Origin of the sequence: Natrinema versiforme JCM 10478 (genome assembly GCF_000337195.1) — an archaeon.
GTDB lineage: Archaea > Halobacteriota > Halobacteria > Halobacteriales > Natrialbaceae > Natrinema > Natrinema versiforme.
This window is the reverse complement of sequence record NZ_AOID01000063.1, coordinates 19,047-36,288: the sequence shown is the minus strand read 5'-3', so window position 1 is coordinate 36,288 and position 17,242 is coordinate 19,047. Positions and strand designations below refer to the sequence as shown.

Sequence of the window (17,242 nt, the reverse complement as noted above, 5' to 3'; positions counted from 1 at the left end):
TGGGCGTTAGTCACCGGCGAGCGATTCCTGGCTCGCGGCACAGTTGTTCGGACCGAGCTCGAGCGCGAACGCCTCCTCGTCGTCGACTTCTTGCTGGCCGAGGTTCGTCGGGATGATGGCCTCGTAGTTGGCCGGGCGGGGCGGCATGTCCGAGAGGAGCAACTCGACGAACTCGGCTTCGTCCATCGTCAGGACGTCCATTCTCTCGATGAGTTGGCCGATCGGTGCCGTGTACGTCCCGTCGTCGGCCGGCTCGGCTTCGTCGCTGACGTGTGCGCCACCGACGAGGGTGTCGGCGGGCAACGGCAGCACGCGCTCCTGTAGCGTCTCGTAGAGCTGACGCGCGGCCTCGGGTGCGCCGTCGTCGCCGTCCTCTAAGTCGGGGCGTGCCACGCTCTCGACGAAGAGACCGTCGCCGGTGGCGAGCAACGAATCGCCGATCAGATACGAGGTCATCCCGGAGGTGTGGCCGGGCGTGGAGACGGTCTCGATCGTCGCGTCGCCGACCTCGAACTCGTCGCCGTCCGCAGCCAGCGTCACCTCCTCGGCGTATGTGACGCCGCGGTCGACCGCCGCCTCGGGAATAACACCTTCGACACCGACGGCGTCGAGCGCGCGGACCCCTGAGATGTGGTCCGCGTGAACGTGCGTATCCATCGCGTACGTTAGCTCTGCGTCGAACTCATCGACATCCTCGAGGTACCGACTCGTGAACGCGCGCAGCGGATCGATCACGGCCGCCTCCGTCCCGTCGACAACGAGGTATCCGAGACAGCCACTCGAGGGGCGCTGGTACTGGTAGAGCGTTCCGGCACCGTCGTAGCGCTCGATTTCCACGCGCTCGTAGATGCGCGCCCAGCCGTTCATCCCGCCCTCGAGGTGATCGACGTCGTACCCCCGTTCCTGCAGTGTCGCGGCGACGAACTCGCTCGAGCCGCCTTTCGCACAGACCACCGTGATTTCGCGATCGTCGGGAATCCGTTCAAGAACGTCGGCGTCGATCTCCTCGTCCAAGAATTCGAAGTACGGGACGTTGATTGACTCGACTGTCTCGCCATCGATATGCCACTCGTCGTACGCCGATTCCATGCGGGTGTCGAGGAGCGTGACTGCCTCCCTTGCGTCGATGCGTTCTTTCAGCTCGCCCGGGCTGACCGATTCGACTTCGGCATCCGGCATCGGTAGATCCATGTCGTCCATGTTGTACGGGCTCCAGTATCGGTTACGGGCACTTAAGGATTTCTATGGTATCCCACAATACACACAATACAATTCGCTCAGTAAGCTGGTGTGGGTCGATTTTATCCCCTTATTTTGGATCTAAATGGCTCTATAGCCGGATACCCCTGTGTCGGCACCGAGAGAGATATTTGTGTATTGCACAATAACCGATGTCCTTATGACGCTACAATCAATATTGTGTGATAGCTCCAATACGGGGCACAAAACAATGAGTTCGGACTACCAGACCGCGGAGACCCTAGACGTGACAGGACAGTCGTGCCCAATTCCCGTCGTCAAGACCAAGCAGGCGATCGACGATCTCGAGGCCGGTGACGTGCTCGAGGTCGTCGCGACGGACTCGGGCAGCGTGAGCGACATTCAGGGGTGGGCCGACGGCACCGCCGGCGTCGAACTCCTCGAGCAGGTCGAGGGGGATGATCGCTACACCCACTACGTGACGAAGACGGAAGAATGAGTACGGACAATCCAACGACAGCGGCCGACGGGACCGACACGGAGCCCGACCCCGACTTCGACGCCGGCGAGTTGCAGGCATTGCGCGAGCGCGTCGCGGAACTCGAGGCGTCGCTCGCGGAAGCGGACGTGGACGACGACCAAAAGAAGATGACCATCGTTGCGACCAAGGGGAGCTTCGATATGGCCTATCCACCGCTGATCCTCGCGAGCACGGCGGCCGCCTTCGGCTGGGACGTCGTCGTCTTCCACACGTTCTGGGGACTCGACATCCTTCACGAGGAGAAATCGAGGGACCTGCAGCTGTCGGCGGTCGGCAACCCGAACATGCCGCTGCCGAACTCGATCGCCGCTCTCCCCGGAATGGACCGGATGGCGACGCGGATGATGGCAAAGAAAATCGACGAGAACGGCACCGCGACGATCGAGGAACTCATCGACCTCTCCCTCGAGCAGGGCGTCGATCTCCAGGCCTGTCAGATGACCGTCGATCTGCTGGGGTACGACGAGGACGACCTCTACGACGATGTCACCGTCGGCGTCGGCGCTGCGACCGCCCTGCAGCACATGGCCGAATCGGACGTTCAACTCCTCGTGTGAATCGCTCGTTCGGATTCTTCGTTACATCCTATCGATACGATCGAGCCACTCGCCAAGTGCAGTAAGAGCCGGAACCAAAGCGGACGCGTTCCCGATTCGGAGCTGTTCGACGACGAACGGGTTCGGCGGGTCGTCTCCTTCGCGATCGATCGAGAGACGATCACCGAGTCGCTGCTCAACTGCATCTGTAATCCCGCCGTGTCCCCGTCGATCACGGAGTGGGCGAATCCGGATCCCGACCGGACCCCGTACGATCCGGATCGGGCCCGGAGGCTGCTCTCGGACGCCGGCTGGACCGGCGGCGTTGGCGGCCCCCGAATCCGTGATGGCACGAATGTGGGGCGCAAACGTTCAGGTCTGTCGATACTTGCAGCCGTCGATGTGACGAGCGAACACGATGCCGTCGTCAAGACCGGCTATGACCTGGAATCCTAGCGCGCCGACGCCGCGGCGAACGTCGCGAACGAAGTCGTCGTCGAAACGCTCGAGAACGCCGATATCATCTCGAGATCGGCGGTCGGACGCATCGGTGATCCGGTCCCGTCGATTCTGGATGTCGCGTCCGATATCGACGCCGAATACACCGTGATCGGCGGCAGAAAGCGATCGCTGACTGGAAAGGCGCTGTTCGGGAGCACGACCCAATCGCTCCTGCCCGAGGTCGACCGTCCGGTCGTGACGGTCATGTCGGGCGGCGGAGAATAGGATCGGTCGGCTAACTTGAGGCGGCGACTCCCGAACCGTCAGCAACCGACGGATCCAGTTTGTCGATTCGGACGCGTTTGATTCGCGTATCGTCGACGCGTTCGACGGTCAGTTCGACGCCGTCGTACGCGAACGTCTCGCCGGGCTCGACGAGTCGGCCGGCGCGGTTGAACACGAAGCCGGCGATCGTCTCGAACTCTTCGCCTTCCGGGAACTCGATCTCGAGGGCGTCGTTGACGGCTTCGATGTTTACCTCGCCGTTGACCCTGACAGTCCGTTCGTTGACGACTTCGACGGGTTCGTCCTCTTGGGTGTCGAGTATCTCGCCGACGACCGCCTCGACGATGTCTTCGGTCGTGACGATCCCTTCGGTCGTCCCGAACTCGTCGATCACGACGACCTGTTCGACCCGCTCGGTGCGCATCTCGCGGAACAGTTCGTCGACGTGTTTGCTCTCCGGCACGTGTAGCGTCTCCTCGATGCGGGCCTCGATCGAGGCGTCTTCGGCCGCCACGCCGTCCCAGTCGTCGCGGACGAGGTCGCCGAGTTCGACGACGCCGACGATCGTGTCGAGGTCGCCCTCGTAGACCGGCAGGCGGGTGTGACGGTTCTCGACGCACTTCGCGACGGCCTCGGTGAGCGTCGCCGTGCGGGGGACGGCGGTCACGTCCAGCCGCGGCGTCATCACCTCCTTGGCGATGGTGTCGTTGAACCGGAACACCCGTTGGAGCATCTCGCGTTCGTCGGCTTCGATGATCCCCTCGTTCTCGCCGGTCCGTATCAACTCCCGGATCTCCTCGCGGCTCACGTACGACGACTCGACGGCGGTCCCGCCGCCGCTCAGGCGGTTGACCAAGCGGGTCAACGTATCGAACAGAACGACCAGCGGATACAGCACGTACTTCGAGACCTGCAGCGGCCGAGCGACCGAGAGGGCCCACGACTCCGTGTTCTCGATCGCGTAGGACTTCGGCGCGCTCTCGCCGAAGAGGAGAACAACGGCGGTCACGCCGAACGTCGCCGCCGCCATCGCCTGTCCCTGCCCGACGTACATCGCGAACAGTCCGGTCGCGATCGACGACATCGCGATGTTGACGAGGTTGTTCCCGACGAGGATCGTCACCAGCAGCCGGTGGGGATCGCTCTTCAGCAACTGGACGGTCTCGGCACCCGGCCGTCCCTCCTCGACGAGCGCCTCGATCCGGTGGTGGGCGAGCGAGAACATCGCGATCTCCGCCGAGGAGAAAAACGCCGACAACACGAGCAACACCAGCAGCGTCCCGACGCCGATGCCGGCCACGAGGTTCGTCGACGGATCGACGCCGACGGCTTCCGAGACGAGCGCCGCACTATCGATGTCGACGAGGCCCCGTCTCACCGCGGTCTCGAGGCCGGACATGCCGATCAGTCACCCACCGAATCGGTGTTTGCCGACCCCGAGAACTCGGGTTCGTCTACCGCCGACGCCCCCGACGGCTCGGGTCCGTCCTCGCTCTCCGGGAAGTAACACGCCGCTCGGTGGTCCTCGTCGCCGGTTTCGTCGATGGCCGGTTCGGCCTCCCAACAGGACTCCTCGGCCTTCGGACAGCGCGGGGCGAACGCACAGCCCGAGGGGAGATCGACCGGATCCGGCGGCTCGCCCTCGAGCAGGACCCGCGTCCGATCGGCCGTCGGATCCTTCTCCGGCGCGGCAGAGAGCAGCGACGACGTGTAGGGATGCTCGGGCCGGGCCGCGATGCGGTCGACCTCGCCCTCCTCGATGATGCGGCCGAGGTACATGATGGCCAGTCGATCGGACACCTGCGTCAGGCTCGCGAGGTCGTGGGAGATGTAGACGATCCCGATGTCCTCCGCGTCGGCCAACCCGCGCAACAGGTTCAGCAGGTTGACCTTCAGCGAGACGTCGAGCATCGACGCCGGCTCGTCGCAGATCAGGAAATCCGGATCGAGCACCAGCGCTTTGGCGACTGCGACGCGCTGGCGCTGCCCGCCGGAGAGCTCGTGGGGATAGCTATCGAGGAACTTCTCGGCGGGGGTCAGTCCGACCTTTTCGAGCGTCTCGACGATCGCTTGCTCTTTCTCGTCGGTCCGGTAGTCGTGGATCGTCAGCGGCTCCCCGACGAGCTTTCGCACGGTCTGACGGGGGTTCAGCGAGTCGAAGGGGTCCTGAAAGATGATCTGGACTTTCCGCCGGAACTCTTGGAGGTTGCCGTCCTGATAGTACTCGTAGGGCTCGCCATCGAACGTGAACTCGCCCCCGGTCGGATCCTCGAGCAGGGCCATCGTCTCGCCCAGCGTCGACTTCCCGCAGCCGGACTCGCCGGCGACGCCAAGCACCTCGGAGCGACGGACCGACAGCGAGACGCCGTCGACGGCTTTCACGTAGTCGGGGTCCTCGCCGCGGACCTTGTCCAGTAGCGGCTGGCTCTGCTCGTAGTGTTTCTCGAGGCCGTCCGTCTCGAGGATGACCTCGCCGCGGTCGGAGCCCTCGTCGACGTCATCGGGAATGTTCCACGTCGCCGGATCGTCGGCGTCTCGCCGCAGTTGGGCCGCCTCCTTGACCCGGTGACAGGCCGAGCGGTGGTTGCGGTTGGGCAGATCGACGAGGTCGGGATGGGACTCCCCGCACTCTTCGGTGGCGAACGGACAGCGATCCTCGAAGACACAAGCCGTCGGCTCCCCGTTCAGGTTCGGTGGGGAGCCGGGGATAGTGACGGGGTCCTCGTTTTCCTCGATCTCCGGGAAGGAGTTTTTCAGTCCCATCGTGTAGGGGTTGGTCGGATTGACGAGCACGTTGTCGACGCTGCCCTGCTCCATGACCTTCCCGCCGTAGAGGATCGAGAGGTCGTCGCAGGTTTCGGCGATGACGCCGATCTCATGGGTGATCAGCAACAGCGAGCTGTCCATCCGCTCTTGGATCTCGAGGATCTTGTCGATGATCTTGTCTTGGACGATGACGTCCAGCCCGGTCGTCGGCTCGTCGGCGATGATGAGATCCGGCTCGAGGGCTAGGGCCATCGCGATGGTGACTCGCTGGCGCATCCCGCCGGAGAACTCGTGGGGGTAGTCGTCGATCCGATCGGGATCCAGCCCGACGATCTCGAACAGTTCGCGGACGCGGTCGCGGGCCTTCGTATCGCTGACGTTGCGGTGGGTATGGATCGCCTGTGAGATCTGGTCGCCGGTCGACATCACGGGATCGAGCGAGTCCATCGCGCTCTGGGGGATGTAGGCGATATCCTCCCAGAGGATATCCCGTCGTTCGGCCGCCGAGAGCGAGGTGAGATCGGTTCCGTTGAACTCGATCGTCCCACTCTCGACGGTGCCGTTGCCGGGCAGCAGTCCTAGTAGCGCCTCCGCGACGGTGGACTTCCCGGAGCCGGACTCCCCGGCGAGGCCGTAGTTGACGCCCTCGTCGATGCTAAAGGAGACGTCGTTGACGGCGTGGACTGGTTCGTCGTCGGTTGCGTACGTGACTTTCAGGTTTTCGACGTTGAGTAGCGTCATTGGTCGGTCTGGATTTCGGGGTTGATGACTTCCTCGTAGGCGCGGCCGATGAGGAACACCGAGGTCGTTATCGCGGCGATACCGATCGCGGGCGGGAGCACCCACCACCATGCGACGCGCATGTTGCCCGACGCGAACACCTGCCGGAGCATCCGACCCCAACTGGTCATCGTCGGATCGCCGAAGCCGAGGAAGGCGAGACTCGCCTGCGCGGCGATCGCCCACGCGACACCGTAGGCGGTGTAGAGGAATCCGATCGGCAACACGTTCGGCGCGACGTGGTACAGCATCGTTCGCAGGTTACTCGCACCGCTGGCTCGAGCGGACCTGACGAACGTCCGCTCGCGGACCGACAGCACCTCGGAGCGGACGACCCGCGCCGGCATCTTCCAGAGGAACGCGGCGATGATCGCCGTGATCAGCCAGATGTTCGGCGTCATGAACGTCAGCAGCAACAGTGCCATCGGCATGAACGGCAGGGAGAACGTCAGGTCGGTCAGTCGCATCAGGAGTTCGTCGACCCAGCCGCCGTAGTAGCCGCTGACGACACCGACGGTGAAGCCGAGCGCGCCCGTGCCCAGCCCGCCGAACAGGCCGACGATGAGCGTCGGCCGTGCACCGGCGAGGAACTGGCTCAGCACGTCCTTGCCGTAGGCCGTCGTCCCGAAGAACGCGTCAGCGCTCGGAGCGGCGAGTCGGAGTACGGAACCGCCGTCGCCGCGAACGGTGTGCTCGATCGGATCGTGGGGCGCGAGGAACGGGCCGAATAGTCCGAGGAACACGAACGCCGCGACGACGAGCATGCCGCCGAAGGCCATCGGATCTTGTCGCAGGAACGCGAACTGGTCGCGAACCGTCGTCCACAGCGCGTCAACGCGCTTGTACAGCTCCGCCTTGGGTTTCGTTTCGGTACTCATGCTGAGCCACCTCCGCTAGTCGAGACCGTCGGATCGAAGTACGCGTAGAGGACATCGGCGGCGAGGTTTGCGATGATGACCGCCAGCGCCATGATGAAGACCGCTGCTTGTACCAGCGGGTAGTCCTGCTGCTGGATGGCCAGGACGAGTTCGCGACCGATACCGGGCCAGCTGAAGACCACCTCGAGCAGGATCAGTCCTTGGAAGATCATGCCCAGTCGGAGCGTGAAGTAGGTCAGGATGGGTAGCATCGAATTGCGACCCGCGCGGGCCAGTTGCTCCATCTCCGAGAGGCCCTTCGCTCGGTGGAGTTTGAGAAACTCCGAGCCGCGCTTCTCGACGACGCCGTTGCGGGCCAACAGCAGGAAGTCGCCGCTGTAGTAGAGGACGGCGACGGTAAACGGCAAGAGGTAGTGATGGAGGAAGTCCAGCGAGACGAACGTCTCGAGGTAGCCGTCCGGCGTCGCCCGGATCGACCGCATCCCGAGCGCGGGGACGATCTCCAGATTGTACGCGAAGACGATGATGAAGAAGATCGCCGTGATGAACACCGGCGTCGAGCGCAGCAACGTCGTCGAGACGATGCTCGCCTTTTCGAGGCGGCTGCCCCGGTTCCAGCCGGCGTACATACCGAGCACGGAGCTCAGGACCGCCGTGGTCACCAGTGCGGGTACCAGCAGGATCAGCGAGTTGATCAGCCGCGGCTCGAGGACATCCCAGACCGGCTGGCTCCGCAGGATGGAGTAGCCAAACTGGAAGGTCAGTAGGCTCCCGAGATAGTTGACGTACTGTTTCCAGATCGATTGATCAAGCCCGTACATCGCCCGGATCTCGTCTATCTGCTCCTGATTGAGGTTCCCCGACGTGACGAGCGCCTCGAAGGGACTCCCCGGCAGGAGCCGGAGGACGACGAAGATGACCGAGACCGCGACCACCGTCAGGAGGACCGAAATCGCGAGCCGCTTGAGCAGGAACCGCTGGAACTTGCTCATCGGTTCTCACCCGCCACGATACCGGTCGCCGGTCGCGTCGTTGCATCGGCCGCGCCGTCACACTCGAGGGATGTGCGCCCGGGTCGAGCGGCGGTGCGGTCGGGGTGTCGGTTCGCCTTGAATCGGGTCCGCCCTCGCGTCGGTCGCGGGAAACGGTCGGTGGTGTAGTCCATTGGTAGCTGGCTGTTCATGAGAAATCTGACTGGTCGAGGTCCGAGCGGCGCTTGTTGGTGTTCCCGGGCTGGAGTCGCTCGACGAACGCTCCCCACGCGTCGCCGTTGGGGAACCGCAAGTTGCCGTCGCCATCCCACGTGTAGCCCGCCCGCTCGAGGATATTTCGTGCTTCTTCGACATCGTAGCTGTAGCCGGTCGTCTCGCCGTTGTGCCATTGGGTGAGCGGCGAGATCGGGTTCTCGCCGGCCGGGACTGTCGCCTGCCCTTGGAGGAAGTCCTCGACGAACCCCTGCGAGTCGACCGCCTTCGCCAGTGCGACGCGGAACTCCTTGTCTCGGATCGGCGGACAGGAGAACATGAGCTTCGCGTCCAGCGGCGCATAGCTTCCGGTCGACATCTTCTCGATCCCATCGGTGTTGGCCGCGCGGTCGGCCTGCAGGTCCGAGAGATTCGTCCCGATAGCATCGATTGCGCCACTCTCGAGCGAGCCGATCAGCGCGTCGACGTTGCTCACGTTGATCCAGATGACGTTCTCGACGCCGGGGCCGCGTTCGGCCTGTTCACCGAGGGCGTCAGCGCGCCAGTCGTCGTTGAACATCCAGTGACTCTCGTTGCGCGAGGCCTCGAACCGGGTCCCCTGTTCCCAGTCTTCGAACTGGAAGGGGCCGGTACCGACGGGGGCGTCCGGGTTGTGCTGTGATGGGTTGTCGATATCCTCCCACCGGTGTTTCGGGAGGATGACGCTCCGGACGACCCGCTGGGTCATGAACGACGCGTCGGGGTTCGACAGGTTGAACCGCACTTCGTGATCGCCGAGTACCTCGACGGATTCGATCGGCTCGTAGAACGGCACCTGGCTCGTCGAGGCGTATTCGTCGTACAGCTCGACGGTGAACTTCACGTCCTCGGCGGTGAACGCCTCACCGTCGTGCCACTCGACGCCCTCGCGGAGTTCAAGTTCGACGGTCGTGTCGTCGACGAACCCGCCACCGGTCGCCAGCGCGGGGACCACGTCGAGATCCGGCGTTGCGTCGAACAGGCCATCGTAGATGAACGTGAGTCGATTGGCCTCCGCGCCGCCGGCGGCCCACGGCAGGTTCAGCGAGTTCATCGACGTGGTGACGCCCTTGACGTAGGTCCGGTTGTCCGTCTCAGGCTGGAGATTGACCTCCGTCCAGACGAACGAATCCATCGTCGGGCCGTTGCCCGGTGTCTCCACGTAGCCGCTCCACCGCTCCGTGTTCACCGCCGTGATGATGTCCGGAAAGAGCGTGATGAGTGCCCCGACGTCCTCGGCGAATATTTCCTGTGCCCGATCGACGAGTTCCTCGCGCTCGGCCCGCTCGGTCGTCTGTGCCTGCTCGGTGAGCACCTCCTGTAGTTCCGGGTGGTAGTAGTTATCGTAGTTCGAGAGCGATCCCTCGGTCCGGCGCATCAACAGCGGGTTCGGATCGAGCCCTCGCTGCGGGTCGGGCCCGTGTGTGCTCATCGAGATTATCGCCTCGAGCCCGTTGGCTGTCCAGCTCTGTGCGTACAGCTGGTTCAACGGACGGTCGTTAAGCGTGGTCGCGATCCCGAGATCGTCGAGCCCGCGTTGGACCATCAACGCGTGTTCGCGCATCCACGGGTCGTCCTCGCTCGAGAACTCCACGGGGAAGCGGTCGAGCACCGCGCCGGCCGTTGCGCTGTAGTCCAGCGGCGGCGAGTCCGCGTCGACGGTCTCCCACTCGCGCCAGTACTTCGTGTCGACGGTCTCCGGAACGCCGTCAGGCACCTCCGGCTCGAGACTCTCACCGCGACTGGCGCTACAGCCGGCCAGTGCGCTCGTTCCGAGCGCCCCGACGGCCGTGACGAGATAGCCGCGGCGCGTGAGTCCGTTGCCAACCCCTGTGGCAGAACCCTCATGATTTTCTTGCGTCGTCATCCACCCCCACGTTACGGACTCACTAGGTTTGGTTTACTCCCTATCGGCCTCGATAGCTATCGAACTTTAAGTCGGGGCGGATGAAAACGCAGGCTCGAGGCGAACTCGGATTTCCGGTCACTCCCGCGGACCGTAGATGAGTTCGAGCAACGTCCGCTCGGCGGTCCGAAGTCGTTCGCTCACCGTCGACTGGGCGACGTCGAGTTCGTCGGCGAGATCCGTCGCCGACGCCTCCCGAGGGATCTCGAAATAGCCGCTATTGTACGCCGTCTCGAGCACCGCCAACTGTTCGTCGGTAAGCTTCGAGACGAGAACTTCCGTTAACCGGCCGCTATCGAGCGGCTCGCCCGGCTCTTCGTTTTGGGTCACCGATAGGAGTTCGAACTCGCCGAGGGTCTCTTGGACTTCGTCGGCCATCGACCGGAACTGGTCCCAGTCGCGTGTCGTCGTCACGACTTCGAAGACGCCGTTCTGGAGAACGATACGGTTCGGAATCGCCTCTTGACGAAGAACTAAACTCAGGATGAACGGATACGATTCCTTGGCTAGGATCGTGAGCCGGCGAATCTCGAGTTCGTCGGATCCAGTCGGAATCTCGCTGCTGTAGAACAGCGACGCACCGGGGATGTCCTCGAGGATCGCTTCTGGGTCGAACTCGGCGTTCGACGCGACGGTCAGCGACTCGATCCACGTGCCGTCCTCGACGTAGAACGCGTTGTCGAGTTCGATGCTTCGGACGTCATCTAGCTCCTGCTGGAGCTTCGCCATCACGCCTGTCGGAACGGTAGTGAACTCAACACGTAGAATTGGCGACCCACCTACAGGGAAGAGTCCGGCCCGTTCATATATAGCTCACGCTTGTCCCGCTCAGGTTACCAGCGGCCAGTAAACGAGCCACGACAGGGCGGCGACCCCCGCCGACAGTACCATCGTGACGATACCGAACGAAGCGACATCGCGGTGCGATAGCGGCCCTCGATCCATCGAGACCAGCACCGCCGTCGTGTTGAACGGCAGGATCGTCGTCGAACCAACGACCAGCAACACGGTCAGCGCGAGCGGCAGTTGGTCGATTCCGAACGCATCCGCGAACTCGAGAACGATCGGGAGCGCGACGACGATCGCCGCCGACCCCGTCGAAAACATGACCCTGATCCCGACGGCGATGGCGACCAGCACCGCGATCATCTGCCAGTGAACGAGCAGTTCGAACGGAACCCACCGCGTGAGAACGTCGATGACAGCCTCGATGGCACCGGTCGTGTCTAGCACGTCGAGGATCGACAACATCGCGCCGATGAGGAAGATGATTCCCCAGTTCACCGCCGCGATATCCTCCGACGTAATGACGCCGACGGACGGCACGGAGAGCACCATAACCGCGGCGACAGCCGGGAGTACCGTTGGAACCCCGACAAACGATCCGACGATCCAGCTCACGACGGCACCGATGAGGACGAGCCCGACGAGTCGCTGCTCACGAGTCAGCGGGGACGTTTCGTCGCCGTCGGTCTCCAGTTGCATCTCGCTGTCCGGGCCAATCGTTGTCTTGCGGTCGACCGACGCAAACAGGCCCGCACAGAGGGTCGCCAACGCGTAGAGGAGGATCGTCGGCGGCACCATCAACACGGCCCACTCGACCCACGTTATCGGTCGGATCGTCGTCCCAACGATCTCGGAGGTGACCAACGCCATTCCGCCGCCGGTCATGAGCGCCATCGACGCGATCGGATTGACGTGGCCGAGAACGAGAAACGCCCCGCGTTCGAAACCCACGTCGGCTTCGACTTCGAACGCACTGCCGAGTCGGTTCACGATTGGAATGAACGTTACCGCGCGGGCCATCGCGGATGGCATCACCAGCGCCAGTGCGAGCAGACTCCCGGCGACCGAGTGCAGCGTCCCACGCGGCGTACTGTCCGCGGTTAGCAGTCGCCGCGCCACCTGCTGATCGAGATCGACGCTCGCCGTCGCGTCACCCAACAAGAGAAGCAACAGTAGGAAGAAGACGAGCGTCGACGTGAATCCCGTCGCCGCCGCGCTAAACGAATCGACGGCCCCCAACGCGAACAGCAACGCGACGCTGAGAACGCTCGAGACGACGTACGGTACGGGTCGAGTCAGCCACAGGACGAGCGCAGCCACGAAGACCGCCAGCGCGCGCTGTCCGTCGACGGTCAGCGCCGGCGGCGGGGAAAGCGTCGCGCCGACGACGAGCACGCAAACCGCGACGAGCAGTCCCACCGCTTGTCGGGACGGCAGTTTCGTCTTTCCTCCTGACCGTCCCTCGAGCCGATCGCTCATTACCGCTATCGTTACCGTTCCCGCTGAAGAATGTGCTGACACGGTGGCTAGTGTCGTTCGTCACACTCGCACGCCAGAACACTGTCATCTGATCGCGGCGACCGCCCGCTCGACCGGCGATCATCTCGTCGTCGCGGATTCCGATTTTCAGACGGACCCCCTCGAGTCCACGCTCCGAGTGACGAATCTTCGAGAGGAGTAGCTGCCCCGTCCGAACCGTCCGCGTACGATATCACAGACTAGTCTTTCCCGGGAGCGGTATCGAAAGCGTGTGGGACGATCGGTGCGGACCAGACCGATGAGCGACGCCATGATACTGCCGTCGGTCGACCACGTACTGTCGGATTTCGCGGGCGCGCTCATCGAATGCGACCTCGTCCCCTGGTCGCCGACGAGGACGATTTCGAGTAACTGGGAATCGGGTAGAAGTTGATAACGGTGTCCCCGAACGTGTTACCCGTCGCGCTACCCGCTGTGCGCGACAGATCGCGATCCAATCAGCCACCTACCAACACCCTACTGTGGCCCCGACGGTGGGTCCCCCTCCCACCGTCGGCCCTGTCGCTGTACTCCTCGAGGGTTTCACCACCAGTCCGTCACTACTAGCTCGTTGTTTCTTGAACGTATCTGACAATCTGTCTGGGTAGTGTAACTGTCGTGGTTTTGCCCCATTCACTGGCAGCGCGGTTTCATATTGCTATCGAGTAGCCATTGATATCGCACGAATTAAAATATATGAGAGACTATATCATCGATATCTCTCCGGATAGTGTATGTGTCGAGAATGAATTAGCTCTTCTCGGTTTCCGACCGTCGTCGGAATCCGTATCGGTCGCGTACGGTAGAATACTGTCATACAGTTTTGTCGATGTGTACGACTCCTCGAGATCGCTCCGCTCGAGAAGTCTGTATAGAACACGTTCTATGACCATATCCAGCGCTGCCGAAGCAAGCCGTTTCCGGTAGGCTATCGCGTCTTCAGTGAGGTTCCGTGTATGCCGCTGTGACGGAATTTGGGACAGTATCTCGTTGCACAACCCGTGATTCAGCGACCCGCCACCACCGACTGCTGCCTGATCTCCATCGGTCCGGCACGGATAACGTTCCCATTCCGACTGCTGCCTAATTTATAAAAATCTATAGTAGTATATAAATATGAGTGGTTTGATCTATGATGGTATTTCGGTACGGCAGCTCGAGTGTCACATCTCATACTTCACCCAAGGGTAGTAATACTGTCTTACCCTCGGTATAATTCTATTACAGGGGTAATCGGTATGGGGGATGGGGTAATTCACTATCCTCACGTTGACAAATTCTCGCTGTACACTCCTACAGTTGTAAATTCGAAATGTACCATTTGGTCAAAACCGACTCGAAATCGTTCGGGGTCCATGCAATCGAAGCCCCCGAAACGTTGCTGTGAGCCAATGACTACGGAGTAAAGCGGGTTCCGTTCGGTCCGAGGCTGCTGCAATACTCTCCTGTACCGTTCGGAAACTCGGTGATTACCCATTCGGGGAATCGATCGGGCGCGAGGCAAATCGCTCTCGCGGAAGCGGAAAGATTCCACGAACGAGACAGAAAACACCCATTGCAAACCCGACCTACCGGGTGTTCAGAAGACGAACGGCCCTTGCTGGCGAATCGGCTCTTCGTGTGGCAGGCCGGAGACGGCGACGAGCCGAAACGGACCGTCGTTGTCGTTCTCGACGACGACCTCTCGAGTATCCGTGACGGGGAGGACGTTGCCCTCCTCGAAGCCGTCTCCGTCGACGGTGCCCGATCCGGTGACGCCGTAGAGAAAGCCGGACCAGCTGTCGGGCAGCGTCCACGTCCACGTGTCGTCGACGTGGACATCCAAGTACTCCATCTCCGTGTGGAGGTCGATCGGCGAGCCGTCGCCGATGACGGTGGTCACGGTCGCGCCGTCGACCGCTGTAGTGGGGAGTTCCTCTGCCGAGGCGTCGACGTAGTCCGGGTCCGCTTCCTTGTCCTCGCGGGGGAGGTTCACCCAGAGTTGGAGGCCGTTACAGGCCGCGCCGTCGGCCGGAAACTCGGAGTGTTGGATACCGCTGCCGGTCGTAATGCGCATGGCGTCGTTCTCGTAGGCGGTGTGCTCGACGCCCAGCGAGTCCTCGTGGTCCATCCCGCCCTCGATCATGTAGGAAACGATCTCGAAGCCCTTGTGGGCGTGCATCGGGAAGCCCTTGTCCGGGTCGATATAGAACCGCTCGAAGAGCACGAACGGATCGAGGTTCGCCTGGTACTCGTTCGTCGGGAACGCGCGGTTCGAGTTGACGCCCGTTCCGTGTTGGACACGTTGACCCGAGAGCGGCTCGCCGCGACTCTCTTCGGCCTCATCTCTTGTCATATGCGACCCGACGCTCTCACTCCTGATAAGCATCCCGTCTGCGGAATCGCAGTCCGGTCAGTGACAAGACATGGTCTCGTCCGTCTCAGCTTCTGCCGGATGTATTTAGCGTGCAACGGGCGATGCGGTATACCAGTTCGATTACTTGAACACGGTACAGAGAACGTTCATATTCACAGCGTGTGTAGCCATAATCGGAAACATGAGCGACTACGAACTACCGCCGCTGCCGTACGACTACGACGCACTCGAGCCGGCACTGTCCGAACAGGTACTGACCTGGCATCACGACACGCACCATCAGGGCTACGTCAACGGATGGAACGCAGCCGAAGAAACGCTCGCTGAGAACCGCGAGGAAGGCGACTTCTCCTCCTCCGCGGGCGCGCTCCGCAACGTTACCCACAACGGCTCCGGACACGTTCTTCACACCCTCTTCTGGGAGTCCATGAGCCCCGAGGGCGGCGACGAGCCCGAGGGTGACCTCGCCGACCGCATCGCGGAGGACTTCGGCTCCTACGAGGCCTGGAAGGGAGAATTCGAGGCCGCCGCGTCCGCCGCGGGCGGCTGGGCGCTGCTCGTTTACGACAGTCACAGCGAACAGCTGCGAAACGTCGTCGTGGACAAACACGACCAAGGTGCGCTCTGGGGGAGCCACCCGATTCTGGCGCTTGACGTCTGGGAACACTCCTACTACCACGATTACGGGCCGGCCCGCGGCGACTTCGTCGAGAGCTTCTTCGATGTCGTCGACTGGGACGAACCCTCGAGCCGCTACGAAGCGGCCGTCGAGCGATTCGAATAAGCGGCCACACGCGACGATCGCGCGGTTTCCGGCCTATTGAGGCCACTCCATCGAAATCGATGGATGCCGTGGGCTTTCGTCCGCTGGCCGAGTTGCGGACGGTTTCTGTACTCGAGTACAGTTGAGCCGAGGGACCGTCTATACAGCGACACGCACGTCACACGCTCGCTCGAGGCCTCCCGCCCCGAGCGGGCGCGCTATTCGGGGAGTTGCTCGACGACGGCGGTGTCGATGACGGTGACGGAATCGTTGAGGAGGACCTGCAGTTCGTCGTCCTCACAGGGGATGGTCACTCGGACGCGCAACGGATCCGTTTCGGTGACCGTCGTCCGGCTATCGCTCACGCACCAGTCGAAGTGCCAGAACGGTTCGGTGTTCAGATCGACGCCGCGTTCGGAGTGGAAGACGAGAACCTCGGCGTTGTCGAGGAGGGTGACGCCGACCGTCGACTGGAGCCGGTAGCTACAGCGCTGACAGACGTGCTCGACGGCGACCTCGAGGTCTTCATCGTCGGGATCGCGGACGAGGTCGGTTTCGACCGGGCCGGTACACTCGGGGCAGACGCCGTCGGCGGCGAGACAGTAGTGATGGCGAACGTAGTGATGGAACGCCTGGAGGAGGTCGTCCGTCGTGCGATCGTCGAGGCCGCCCGAGGGGAAGGGATAGCTCACTTGGATGGTGCCGCAATCGGTACAACCGATGGTGAGGGTGTCGTCGACGTACCAGCCGTGCAGGGGACCGTCGCAGGCGTAACAGGAGCCGCTGGCGGGGAAGAAGCCGAGTTGGGCACGCTCGGTGAGCGTTCCGGTGAAGATGGAACTGACGACTTTCCGCCCGGGGTAGCGGAACGCGTAGCCGTCGTCACTTTGCTTGATGAAGTGGCCGGTGAGCTTCTGGAGGTGGTAGTTGAAGTTCGCGCTGTCCGCGATGTCCACCCGCTCGAACAGTTCCGTAAAGCGGACGGGGGCGTCGTCGGCACCGAGCTCGAGGAGTGCACGGAGGATCGCGACCCGGGTATCGTTCCCGAGGACGGCAAAGACATCCGCGGGGACCATCTGTGACTCTGTCCGGGCGACCGGTTTGCCGCCACCGTCGCGGTCGATGTCCCCCTCTGTTCCCGTCCCGGCGTCGGCGGTTCGATCGAACTGGCTCATAGGGACGAATTCGTTGACCGACCGGTAAAGGATATCGGAACGCGCTCCGTTCCCCGACAGGATCAGCCCCTGGACGCCGTCGCCGAGC

At 62.7% G+C, this 17,242-nt stretch carries 14 protein-coding genes and 2 pseudogenes; 6 read left to right on the top strand and 10 right to left on the bottom strand.

The features are described 5' to 3' along the window. Window positions 1–6: 6 nt before the first annotated feature. The gene (locus tag C489_RS19365) at window positions 7–1,200 is read right to left on the bottom strand and encodes an MBL fold metallo-hydrolase (protein ID WP_006433072.1); all 1,194 of its coding nucleotides are present in this window, start codon (window positions 1,198–1,200) and stop codon (window positions 7–9) included. 250 nt (window positions 1,201–1,450) lie between these two features. Here C489_RS19365 and C489_RS19360 point away from each other — a divergent pair, with 250 nt between their 5' ends. From C489_RS19360 to C489_RS22785, 4 genes and pseudogenes are all read left to right on the top strand, one after another. After that, window positions 1,451–1,699 carry a sulfurtransferase TusA family protein gene (locus C489_RS19360; protein ID WP_006433071.1) on the top strand — a complete coding sequence of 83 codons (249 nt, stop codon included), beginning with the start codon at window positions 1,451–1,453 and terminating at the stop codon, window positions 1,697–1,699. Next, window positions 1,696–2,298, top strand: coding sequence for a DsrE/DsrF/DrsH-like family protein (locus tag C489_RS19355; RefSeq protein ID WP_006433070.1), 603 nt, complete (start codon window positions 1,696–1,698; stop codon window positions 2,296–2,298). The genes C489_RS19360 and C489_RS19355 overlap by 4 nt, the downstream gene beginning before the upstream one ends. Beyond that, the gene (locus tag C489_RS22790; protein ID WP_338041777.1) at window positions 2,299–2,733 is read left to right on the top strand and encodes an ABC transporter substrate-binding protein; all 435 of its coding nucleotides are present in this window, start codon (window positions 2,299–2,301) and stop codon (window positions 2,731–2,733) included. A 42-nt stretch (window positions 2,734–2,775) separates the two neighbouring features. Beyond that, window positions 2,776–3,003: pseudogene (locus tag C489_RS22785) on the top strand (universal stress protein); the annotation flags it as partial. A 10-nt stretch (window positions 3,004–3,013) separates the two neighbouring features. Here the strand turns inward: C489_RS22785 and C489_RS19340 are convergent. The 7 genes from C489_RS19340 to C489_RS19310 all read right to left on the bottom strand — a co-directional run bounded on the left by C489_RS19340 (window position 3,014) and on the right by C489_RS19310 (window position 12,821). Further along, entirely contained in the window at window positions 3,014–4,402 is a 1,389-nt protein-coding gene (locus C489_RS19340) for a hemolysin family protein (protein WP_006433066.1), read from the bottom strand. Between the two features lie 5 nt (window positions 4,403–4,407). Next, complete coding sequence (locus C489_RS19335) at window positions 4,408–6,510, bottom strand: dipeptide ABC transporter ATP-binding protein (protein WP_006433065.1); 2,103 nt, start codon at window positions 6,508–6,510, stop codon at window positions 4,408–4,410. Then, window positions 6,507–7,427, bottom strand: coding sequence for an ABC transporter permease (locus C489_RS19330; RefSeq protein WP_006433064.1), 921 nt, complete (start codon window positions 7,425–7,427; stop codon window positions 6,507–6,509). The genes C489_RS19335 and C489_RS19330 overlap by 4 nt, the downstream gene beginning before the upstream one ends. Continuing rightward, window positions 7,424–8,419, bottom strand: a complete 996-nt coding sequence (locus C489_RS19325) for an ABC transporter permease (protein WP_006433063.1) — start codon at window positions 8,417–8,419, stop codon at window positions 7,424–7,426. The genes C489_RS19330 and C489_RS19325 overlap by 4 nt, the downstream gene beginning before the upstream one ends. Window positions 8,420–8,606: 187 nt before the next feature. Then, the gene (locus tag C489_RS19320) at window positions 8,607–10,517 is read right to left on the bottom strand and encodes an ABC transporter substrate-binding protein (RefSeq protein WP_006433062.1); all 1,911 of its coding nucleotides are present in this window, start codon (window positions 10,515–10,517) and stop codon (window positions 8,607–8,609) included. Window positions 10,518–10,634: 117 nt separating this feature from the next. Then, entirely contained in the window at window positions 10,635–11,285 is a 651-nt protein-coding gene (locus C489_RS19315; RefSeq protein ID WP_006433061.1) for a helix-turn-helix domain-containing protein, read from the bottom strand. 99 nt (window positions 11,286–11,384) lie between these two features. Next, complete coding sequence (locus tag C489_RS19310; RefSeq protein ID WP_006433060.1) at window positions 11,385–12,821, bottom strand: SLC13 family permease; 1,437 nt, start codon at window positions 12,819–12,821, stop codon at window positions 11,385–11,387. 88 nt (window positions 12,822–12,909) lie between these two features. Here C489_RS19310 and C489_RS23160 point away from each other — a divergent pair. Next, window positions 12,910–13,023 (top strand): annotated as a pseudogene (locus tag C489_RS23160) (twitching motility protein PilT); the annotation flags it as partial. Between the two features lie 1,416 nt (window positions 13,024–14,439). Here C489_RS23160 and C489_RS19300 read toward each other — a convergent pair. After that, on the bottom strand, window positions 14,440–15,195 hold the full coding sequence (locus tag C489_RS19300) for a pirin family protein (RefSeq protein ID WP_006433058.1): 756 nt from the start codon (window positions 15,193–15,195) through the stop codon (window positions 14,440–14,442). Window positions 15,196–15,397: 202 nt separating this feature from the next. Here C489_RS19300 and sod point away from each other — a divergent pair, with 202 nt between their 5' ends. Next, entirely contained in the window at window positions 15,398–16,000 is a 603-nt protein-coding gene (gene sod, locus C489_RS19295) for a superoxide dismutase (RefSeq protein ID WP_006433057.1), read from the top strand. A gap of 197 nt (window positions 16,001–16,197) precedes the next feature. On the opposite strand, the gene C489_RS19290 is transcribed toward sod, so the two are convergent. Continuing rightward, window positions 16,198–17,154, bottom strand: coding sequence for a winged helix-turn-helix domain-containing protein (locus C489_RS19290; RefSeq protein WP_049891149.1), 957 nt, complete (start codon window positions 17,152–17,154; stop codon window positions 16,198–16,200). Window positions 17,155–17,242 lie beyond the last annotated feature (88 nt).

Coding starts and splice junctions, on each gene's coding strand:
- C489_RS19365 (WP_006433072.1), bottom strand. CDS start 1,200: ATGGACGACATGGATCTACCGATGCCGGATGCCGAAGTCGAATCGGTC.
- C489_RS19360 (WP_006433071.1), top strand. CDS start 1,451: ATGAGTTCGGACTACCAGACCGCGGAGACCCTAGACGTGACAGGACAG.
- C489_RS19355 (WP_006433070.1), top strand. CDS start 1,696: ATGAGTACGGACAATCCAACGACAGCGGCCGACGGGACCGACACGGAG.
- C489_RS19340 (WP_006433066.1), bottom strand. CDS start 4,402: ATGTCCGGCCTCGAGACCGCGGTGAGACGGGGCCTCGTCGACATCGAT.
- C489_RS19335 (WP_006433065.1), bottom strand. CDS start 6,510: ATGACGCTACTCAACGTCGAAAACCTGAAAGTCACGTACGCAACCGAC.
- C489_RS19330 (WP_006433064.1), bottom strand. CDS start 7,427: ATGAGTACCGAAACGAAACCCAAGGCGGAGCTGTACAAGCGCGTTGAC.
- C489_RS19325 (WP_006433063.1), bottom strand. CDS start 8,419: ATGAGCAAGTTCCAGCGGTTCCTGCTCAAGCGGCTCGCGATTTCGGTC.
- C489_RS19320 (WP_006433062.1), bottom strand. CDS start 10,517: ATGACGACGCAAGAAAATCATGAGGGTTCTGCCACAGGGGTTGGCAAC.
- C489_RS19315 (WP_006433061.1), bottom strand. CDS start 11,285: ATGGCGAAGCTCCAGCAGGAGCTAGATGACGTCCGAAGCATCGAACTC.
- C489_RS19310 (WP_006433060.1), bottom strand. CDS start 12,821: ATGAGCGATCGGCTCGAGGGACGGTCAGGAGGAAAGACGAAACTGCCG.
- C489_RS19300 (WP_006433058.1), bottom strand. CDS start 15,195: ATGACAAGAGATGAGGCCGAAGAGAGTCGCGGCGAGCCGCTCTCGGGT.
- sod (WP_006433057.1), top strand. CDS start 15,398: ATGAGCGACTACGAACTACCGCCGCTGCCGTACGACTACGACGCACTC.
- C489_RS19290 (WP_049891149.1), bottom strand. CDS start 17,154: ATGAGCCAGTTCGATCGAACCGCCGACGCCGGGACGGGAACAGAGGGG.